The 8,636-nt window shown below is 22.3% G+C and carries 4 protein-coding genes; 3 read left to right on the top strand and 1 reads right to left on the bottom strand.

Translation table 4 applies throughout. The features are described from left to right. The first annotated feature begins 152 nt into the window (after positions 1-152). Genes ACXX86_RS03900 through ACXX86_RS03890 form a run of 3 tightly spaced genes read left to right on the top strand, consistent with a single transcriptional unit; the run spans position 153 to position 7,455 of the window. Positions 153-2,414: a DUF31 family putative serine protease gene (locus tag ACXX86_RS03900; RefSeq protein ID WP_458561177.1), complete on the top strand. Its 2,262-nt coding sequence runs from the start codon at positions 153-155 to the stop codon at positions 2,412-2,414. A gap of 16 nt (positions 2,415-2,430) precedes the next feature. After that, positions 2,431-4,251: an oligoendopeptidase F gene (gene pepF, locus ACXX86_RS03895; protein ID WP_458557319.1), complete on the top strand. Its 1,821-nt coding sequence runs from the start codon at positions 2,431-2,433 to the stop codon at positions 4,249-4,251. A 3-nt stretch (positions 4,252-4,254) separates the two neighbouring features. Further along, positions 4,255-7,455: a hypothetical protein gene (locus tag ACXX86_RS03890; RefSeq protein ID WP_458561176.1), complete on the top strand. Its 3,201-nt coding sequence runs from the start codon at positions 4,255-4,257 to the stop codon at positions 7,453-7,455. A gap of 45 nt (positions 7,456-7,500) precedes the next feature. Here ACXX86_RS03890 and ACXX86_RS03885 read toward each other — a convergent pair. Continuing rightward, positions 7,501-8,636, bottom strand: a 1,136-nt coding sequence (locus ACXX86_RS03885) for an aminopeptidase P family protein (protein WP_458561175.1), incomplete at its 5' end; no start/stop codon positions are given.

The following is an 8,636-nucleotide window of genomic DNA, read 5'->3' as shown; positions in this document are numbered from 1 at the left end:
TAAAATACAAGTAGGTTATAAAAACACTGGTGCACTTTATATTTCATTTAAGGAAGAGATCATTTAAAATGATTTCTTTTTTTATGCTTTTAATGCTTTAAAAAAGAATTTTTTTTGGTATTATTTTATATTATTAAAATGAAAGATAACATATGAAAAAGAAAAAAATATTTAAAAACTTATATTCTATAGGTCTTATAGCAGTTCCTACTTTCTTAAGTGCTGTTTCTCTATCTTGTTCTGTTCAAAAGAACGAAAATAAAGAAAATCCAAGTGAAACAAACAATAAAGTAAATGTTATTAATTTTAACAATTTAGTTAAATTTAATAATTCTTCTGAGCAATGAGAATTAAATATTGAATTTGATAAAAATGTAAATTCACATTTAGAAATTGAACTACAACTAAAAAATGAAAATGAAGAAAAAGAGTTAAGTAGTGTTTCAATTATAAAAAACGAAAATTATGTAAATGGTAAAATTGCAACTTTTTCCTTTAAAAATAATATTATTCCAAATAAGCCATATTTATTAAAATCAATTAAACAAACCAATCAACAAAATGATAATTTGGAATTTTCCATAAAAGAAGAAATAAACAAAGAAATTGTATTTTCTAATTCAAACATTTCTTTTACAACGAATGAAAAAAATAAGGAAATTGAAACAAGTGATTTTGGTAATACTTTCAATTTAAATTATGACTTATCTTCTAATGATTTAAATAAATACATTTCATTAATTATTTATGAATTAAATAATGATAATATAATAAAAGAAGATTCTAAAATCACAACTGATAAAGAAATTATTAGCAAAAAATGAATAAGTATTCCAAAATTAAAGGAAAATACAAAATATTTAGTTAAATATGCATTAATTTACAATAATGAAAAAGATAGTGATTTTTTTGTCGCTAATCTAGAAAATAATTTTATTATATCAACTCCAAAAGAGATTTTAAATAAGCAAGATGTTGAAATAAAAGAAATTTATTCAAATTTACAAAATGATAAAAGAGTAATGGGTGAATTTTTAGAAAAACGTTCTATGAGAATTACTTACTTTGATGAATTATGAAATGTTTATAGCGATAAGGCTGGTAAAAGATCAGTATTATTTCCGTTTTCTTCAATAAATGGAACAGCTTGAGTTATTGATAAAGATCCTTCTGATTCAGAAAATTTAACTTATTATTTGGCAACAAATATTCATGTTACTAAAGTATTAAAATTTCCACAAGTTTATACAAATTCTTCGCAACTTATTAGTCAAAATAACAATTATAAACAAATAACTGAAGAAAAATTATCAATGCTTAATAATGTTTTTCAAGCTCAAGCTTCACTAAATTATGATGGTTCCATACCTGAAAAAACCTTTACAAATTTATTTCAAAATGAGTTATTTCTTTTAAAACCAAATGACAGTCAAGAATGAAATGATACTAATAAAAATCCAGTTAATACAAAATTAGTTTCTGACATTTTGAAAAAACATTTTTCTTATTACAATCCACAAAAAGACAATGGAGATAATTTTGGTTTCAATTATGACTCTCAAGTAATAAATACAAACTTCCAATCACCTTTCTCTTTTATAGAATCATATGAAATTATGGAACCATTACTTTATGATCATAACTTTAAAAACTATTGAAATCTAGATGCTCAGCATCAACCAACAATAACTAATTATCCAAATTCAGGAACTGATTTTTCAATAATTAAAATTAAACTGAAAAATAACATAGAAAAACCAGAATCTTTTAAAGAATATGATTTAAATCCAACTTTAATTGGAAATATTCAAAGTGAAGATGGAAATAATTCCAAATTGAATCTAAATGTTTTTGGTTATTCTACAGTTGTAGATTCTCAACAAAATGCATTTGAAAAAAATTCTTTTATTGGAGAAACAACAGCTAAACGATATTTTAATGAATCTTTAATTTCTTTTAACAATTCAACAAATACATTTATTGTTGATCCAAAATATAATGAGTTTGTAACAAAAGAAACATCCATATTAAAAGAAAATATCAATTTTAAAAATTCACAATTAGAGAGCGAAGGAAAGTTTTACTATAATAATGCCAATTTTGAAAATATTTGATATTTAAACGGTGTTGGAATATTAAATTCGTTTTGAACTGGGAGTTCAGGTTCAGCAGTATTTGATAGTAATAAAATTCTTGTTGGTTCCCTTTTTGCAACAAATGCTAAAAAACCAGGAACCATTGATAATGAAAATAGTAAAGAAAGAATATTATTTAGTGAAATAAACCCTGAAAATAAAGAAATTAACCCAATTTTATTTTATTTAAATACAAGAACTTCTGAAAATTCTTGACTAAAAAAATATTGAAATTCAATTCAAAAAATATTATCCAAAGAAGGTTATAGAAAAGATTAAAATTTAAGGAGAAAAAATGAAAAATTATAAAAATTATAATGAAATACCAGAAAAATATAAATTTGATTTAGAATTTATTTTAAAAAATAAATCAATTCAAGAATGATTAGATGATTTTGAAAAATATTCTATTCCAGTAATAAAAACAAGTAAAACTAAATTTGAAAATATAGATAAATTTATTGAATATAAAGAAAAACAAAAAGAATTTGATTTATATTTTTCACAAATTTATAACTATTTATCTAACAAAAAAAATACTAATTTAGTTGAACCAGTGGTTTCAACTCATTTTGGTTTGCTGTTAAATAAATACTCAGATTTTATTAAAGAACTTGGTTCTGAAGAAAATGAGTATTTTAAAAATTCACACAAAATAAATGAATGAAAATCAGATCCAAGATTTCAATTATATAATAAAGATGTTGAAGAGATTTTATCTAAAAAAGAACATAAGTATGTAGACGAAGTGGAAAATTATATAACACAAACATCAAAAGGAGAGGTTTCTTTATACCAAACTTTTGCAATTTTAAGAGATTCTGAAACTAAATTCGATGAAATTATAAGTAAAAATAAAAAGTTTACCTTAAATCAATCTACTTACTTTTCATATTTAAAAAGAAAAGATGAAAATATAAGAAAGCAAGCATATACTAACTATTTAAATGGTTTTTTAAATCATAAACAAACTTTTAGTTCCTTACTTGAACAACATATAAGAAATAAATCTACAGATGCTCTAAATAGAAACTATAATTCTTTGGTTGAAAAAGAAATATCCAATGACAAAGTTCCTTTAGAACTTTTAAATAAACTATTTTCTATTGTTCAATCAAACTCAAATTTATATGATCTTTTTTACAAAACTAAAAAACAATTTTTTAAACAAAAATATAATAAAGATTATAAACCATGAGATTCAATGCTTCCACTTGTAAATATTAAAGAAAAATACTCAGTAGAAGATGCACAATCTTTACTTTTTGAAGCAGTTAAACCGTTGGGAGAAACTTATTTAAATAAAGTGAAAGAAGCAATAAATCAAAGATGAGTTGATTATTTAACAGTTCCTAACAAAAGAAGTGGAGCATATTCAATCGGAAGTCATTATTCACTTGAAAAAAAATATATCCTTATGAATTTTAATGGAACATTAAATTCAGTTGCTACTTTAGCACATGAAATGGGTCATTCAATGCACTCTTGATATTCAGATCAAAATCAGCCTTATGAACACGCAGACTATCCTATTTTTCTTGCTGAAATTGCATCAATTTTCAACGAACTAATGCTTTTTGATTATATGTTTACTAATGCAAAAAATGAAAAATTAAAATTTCATTTGCTTGAAAAATCTATTCAAGATTTTCTTTCAACAGTAGTAAGACAATGTCAATGAGCTAATTATGAATATGAACTTTATAAAAATATTGATAATTCTGTTCCTATGAAAACTTTTGAAAGTTTTGAAAAAATTTATGTTGATGTTTTAAACAAATATACAAATATCAAAAATAAAGAAAAAGTAGGAAATAAAAGCAATATTTATTCAGTAATTGTACCTCATTTTTATTATAATTTCTATGTTTATAAATATGCTATTGGTTATATAGTAGCAAATATTTTCTTCCAAAAATATAAAGAAAATGGTGTTCAAGAATTAGAAAATTACATTAATAAATTTTTAAGTTCTGGTTCCAAAGATTGACCTTTAAACATTTTAAAAGATTCTAATATTGATTTACTCGATAATAACACTTTACAAAAAGCTTTTGACTTACTAAATAATAAAATTAAATTATATAAAACATTAGGTAAGAAAATTTTTAAATAATTTATGAAAAAGAAAATCTGAATTTTAACAAGCACCCCTTTATTTTTAACAACTTTAATTTCTTGTCAAAATAAAGAAATAAATAAAAATGAAGACAAAAATTTTTATATTATAGATGATATAAAATATAAAAATTCAAAAAATTCTTCAGTAGAAATAGAATTAAAATTAAATTCCAATATTAGTACAACAAAAGAAAATATACAAATATATTATAAAAATTCTGATAATCAAGAAATATTAGTTAATAATTCTTTTATAAAGGAAATTCCTTTAGAAAAGAATTTATTAGTATTTGAAATAAATAACTTGACTGCCAATTATGAATACTTTATTTATAAAATAATAATAAATAATCAAGAAGTAAATTTTAATAATTTTAGTACTAAATTTCAACTAGAAATAGCAAATATTGAAATTAATAATTCTTCAGTTTTAAATCAAAGAGAAGAAGTTTCTAATATCAATTTTATTCTTAACAATACTGAATATCTAGAAGAATCTAACCCAATTACTATTGTTGAATTAATTGATGAAGAACAAAATACATATTTATTTGAAGATATTTTACAAAACAATATTTTAAATATAAATTTAAATAAAATCTTATCTTCAAGTTCAAAAACATTAAAAGTTTCAAAAATAAATTTTAAAGATTTAAAAAACAAAATAATAATATCAAATGAAATTTTAAATACTAAATTTACAACTAAAAAAATTAGCAATGAAATAGAAAATAAAGAAGATAATTTTGTTATAGATTTTATAAATTTTAAAAACATTACAGAAAACAGTTTTTTAGTAATATTCCATTTTTCAGAATTTAATTTATCTAATGAAAATCTAAAAACTTTTAAATTAGTATTAAAATCTAAAAATTCTGATGAAGAAGAAAAAGAGATAATAGTAAGTAATTACGAAGTTAATTCTCCTTTTATTGAAATAAATGTAAATGAATTAAAAAGCAATACTCAATACTATATTGATTCTTTTTCTTTAAATAATAAAAATTTAACTATAGAAAAACTTGTAAAAGAAGTAACTACTGCAAAAACTACAATAAAAAACTTTTCAAGTTCAGAATTAATATTTGATGAATCAAAAAATCTTTATTCAATAAAACTTAGTTATGATAAAAACCAATTTTATATTCCTAATAATGCTGTATTTTCCGTGTTTTTATCACCAACAAGTGAAGAAAATAATCTTATAGAATTAACTAATGAAGAAATTTCAAGTGACAACTCTTTTGTATTTTTTAATATAAAAAATCAAATAAAAAAAGGTGTTGAATACAACTTAATAAAAATTCTTTATGAATCAAAAGAAATTTCATTCCCACCTTTATCAATTTTAATTAAAGATAAATTATTTTCCTTCCCAAAACCTGATATTTTAGAAAATAAAACTTTAACTCAAAGTGGTAATATCAATAACCCTAAAATTATTTTTGATAAAAATATTTTCCCAAATAGTGTCCTTCTAGAAAAAACTGATAATAATTTAAATCTAGTAAAAAATTATTTTAATATTGAAATGACAAAAATATTAAAATATATTCAAGGGACTTTTAAATTTAGTGATGAGTTTCCAAAATGAACAAACTTTAGTGATTTTAATAATCCTATTCCTGCTGAAAAACTTTTATCTAAAATACCAGATTTACAAGCAAGATTCAAAGAAGAAAATAATATTTATAAATACGTTAATAAACTTATGCCTATTTTTATTCAATATCAAGAAATTAAATTATCAGGAAACAAAAAAGAAGCAACATTAAAACTTAATTTAAAAAACTTTTTAAATAAACCATTTACTGATAAAAAAATAGGAATTACCTTTGATTTTAGAAAAAAAGATGATTCTTTTGAAACAAAAATTTCTCAAAGAATACTAATAAATTTAGAAGAATTATTAAATAATAAAAATGTTTTAAATAACGAATGAGTAACTGAGTTTTTTGAAGAACCTTTTGTAAAATTTAATTATAATATCGATAATGATTCTAATTTAATTATAAAAATTAAACCAAACGATGAATATAGTGATTATATTCCTGATTTTAGTTTCACTCAAGATGAAACTAAAATTGAAAACAATATTTTTATTTCTAAATATAATACTTTAGTTGATGTTTCATATTTAACAAAAGATGAAGAAGATGAAAATTTCTCACTTGTTCCTGAAACTTATCAATCAGATTTACATGCTAAATTAAGTTCTAATGGACAATATTATTCAAACAAAATTAATAATCCACTTAAATTTAGTAATGGTAAAAGAATTTTAGAACAAGAAACCGACACAAATTTTCAAGAAATTAGAAAAAGAGTTTTTGTTGTTGGTGGTGGAACTTCAACTATGCTTGCAAAAGTTAAACCCAACGATCCAAATGATTATAGATATTTTTTCATAACAAATAGACACGTTAGTGACATTTTAGAAACAAGATGATATGATTCTAGAGTTTTAAAAAAATTTTTAATTCCAGATTTCAACGATTCCAAGGTAAATAGTGCTAATAGTGAAATTTCAATAAATGTAGAAAAAAAATGATTCAATTTTAATTTTTGACAAGCAATAAATCAAACCAAAAGAGATGAAACAAAAGAACAAGATTCAAATAGAAATAATGCTGATATATCAATATCTATAATTGATATTGAACCAATTTTAAAACAAGCAAAATTAGAAAAAAATACCAAAATTATCAATTACTTAAATGAATGACAAAGATTAAAACCACTTAAATTAAGCAAAAAAACTAATTATATTTCCCAAAATAATTATGTAAAATTCTTTGTTAGCAGTTTCCCACAAGATCCTCATCTAAACTTTTCTGGTAGAAGATATAGAGAACATATTATTAATAGAATAGAAAAAGTAACTATAAATGATCAAGCACAAGAATTTGCAAAATATGGTTATTTTAAAACTTTTATTCAATATGATAACAACAATAATAACGATAAATATGATTTAATTTCTGGAGCATCAGGAAGTATAGTTTATGATGAAAGTGGAGAAATGGTTGCTATCTTTATGCAAAATACAGGAGATGATGGTTATGGTTTCGGTTTTTTTTCTTCCTTGGAATTTGACTATTTCGGTTTTGAAACTTCTAGCAACCCTAATTCCTTTAAAAATAAATTATTAAAATCAATAGAATTAGAACCATCAAAATTTGAAATGATTGAAATATAAAAATGCGGATTTCCGCATTTTTTCTTTATATTCGTTTTAATAAGATTATTTTCCAATACCATTTATTTCATTTTTTCTAGATAAAGTTATTGATCCTTCTTTTGTAACAAGTAAATCATCTTCAATTCTTGCTCCACCAAAACCTTCTATATAAATACCAGGTTCAACTGTAATAACCATTCCTTCTTCTAATACAAAATCACTTAATGATGAAACATTTGGTAATTCATGAACATCAATTCCAAGACCATGCCCTGTAGAGTGAACAAAATATTCACCATATCCTTTGGATTCAATATAATCTCTACATACTTTATCAACTTCAGAAGCTTTTATACCTGGTTTTACAAATTGTCTTCCAAGTTGTGCAGCTTCTTTAACAATTTGTAAAATTTCTTCTTTTTTAGGATCTACTTTTGAGTTATTAGGATTAAAAATAAATGTTCTTGTTATATCTGCTCCATAACCTTTATAAATAGCACCAAAATCAATTTTTAATAAGTCTCCTGACTTAACTACTGCAGAAGTTGGGTGGTGATGTGGAACTGCAGAATTAGCTCCCGCAGCAATGATAGAATCAAAACATTCTTTTTGTGCACCTTTTTCTTTCATTAAAAAGTTTAATTTTCTATCAAGTTCTTGTTCGCTTTGTCCTTCTTTAATTTCTTTTAGTAATTCATCATAAGCCTCTAGTGAAATATCAATAGCTTTTTTAATTAATTTTACTTCTTCTTCATCTTTTAGTATTCTAAGTTTTTGACCTGAAATTTCAACTATTTCACTGTTTGGAAATGATTTTTTTATTCTATTTAACTCAACAAGAGTTATATAATCAGCTTCAACTCCAATTCTTTTGTATTCTTTGCTTTTAGAAAAATTATCTCAATTTTCTTTGTTAAATAAAACTAATTCAGCATTTTTTACTTGTTTTTTTGCATATTCATAGTAACGTCCATCAACAAAAACATATGATTTATTTTTTTCCATCACAGTAATTCCATCTGTTGATTGAATTGTTGATAATCAAAGTCTTGTTTGTGGAGCAAATGAAATTATTGCATCTAATTTTTTCTCTGTTAATGTTATATCTAAATATTTTCTATTCATTTTTAACTTATCTCTTTTCTTATTTTTTTTCTTTATGTGATGTATGTTTGTTGCATTTATGACAGTGTTTAGAC

It is taken from the genome of Mycoplasma sp. CB776 (genome assembly GCF_054343395.1).
Note: the sequence above shows the minus strand (reverse complement) of the source record. Positions and strands in the feature narration are given on the sequence as shown.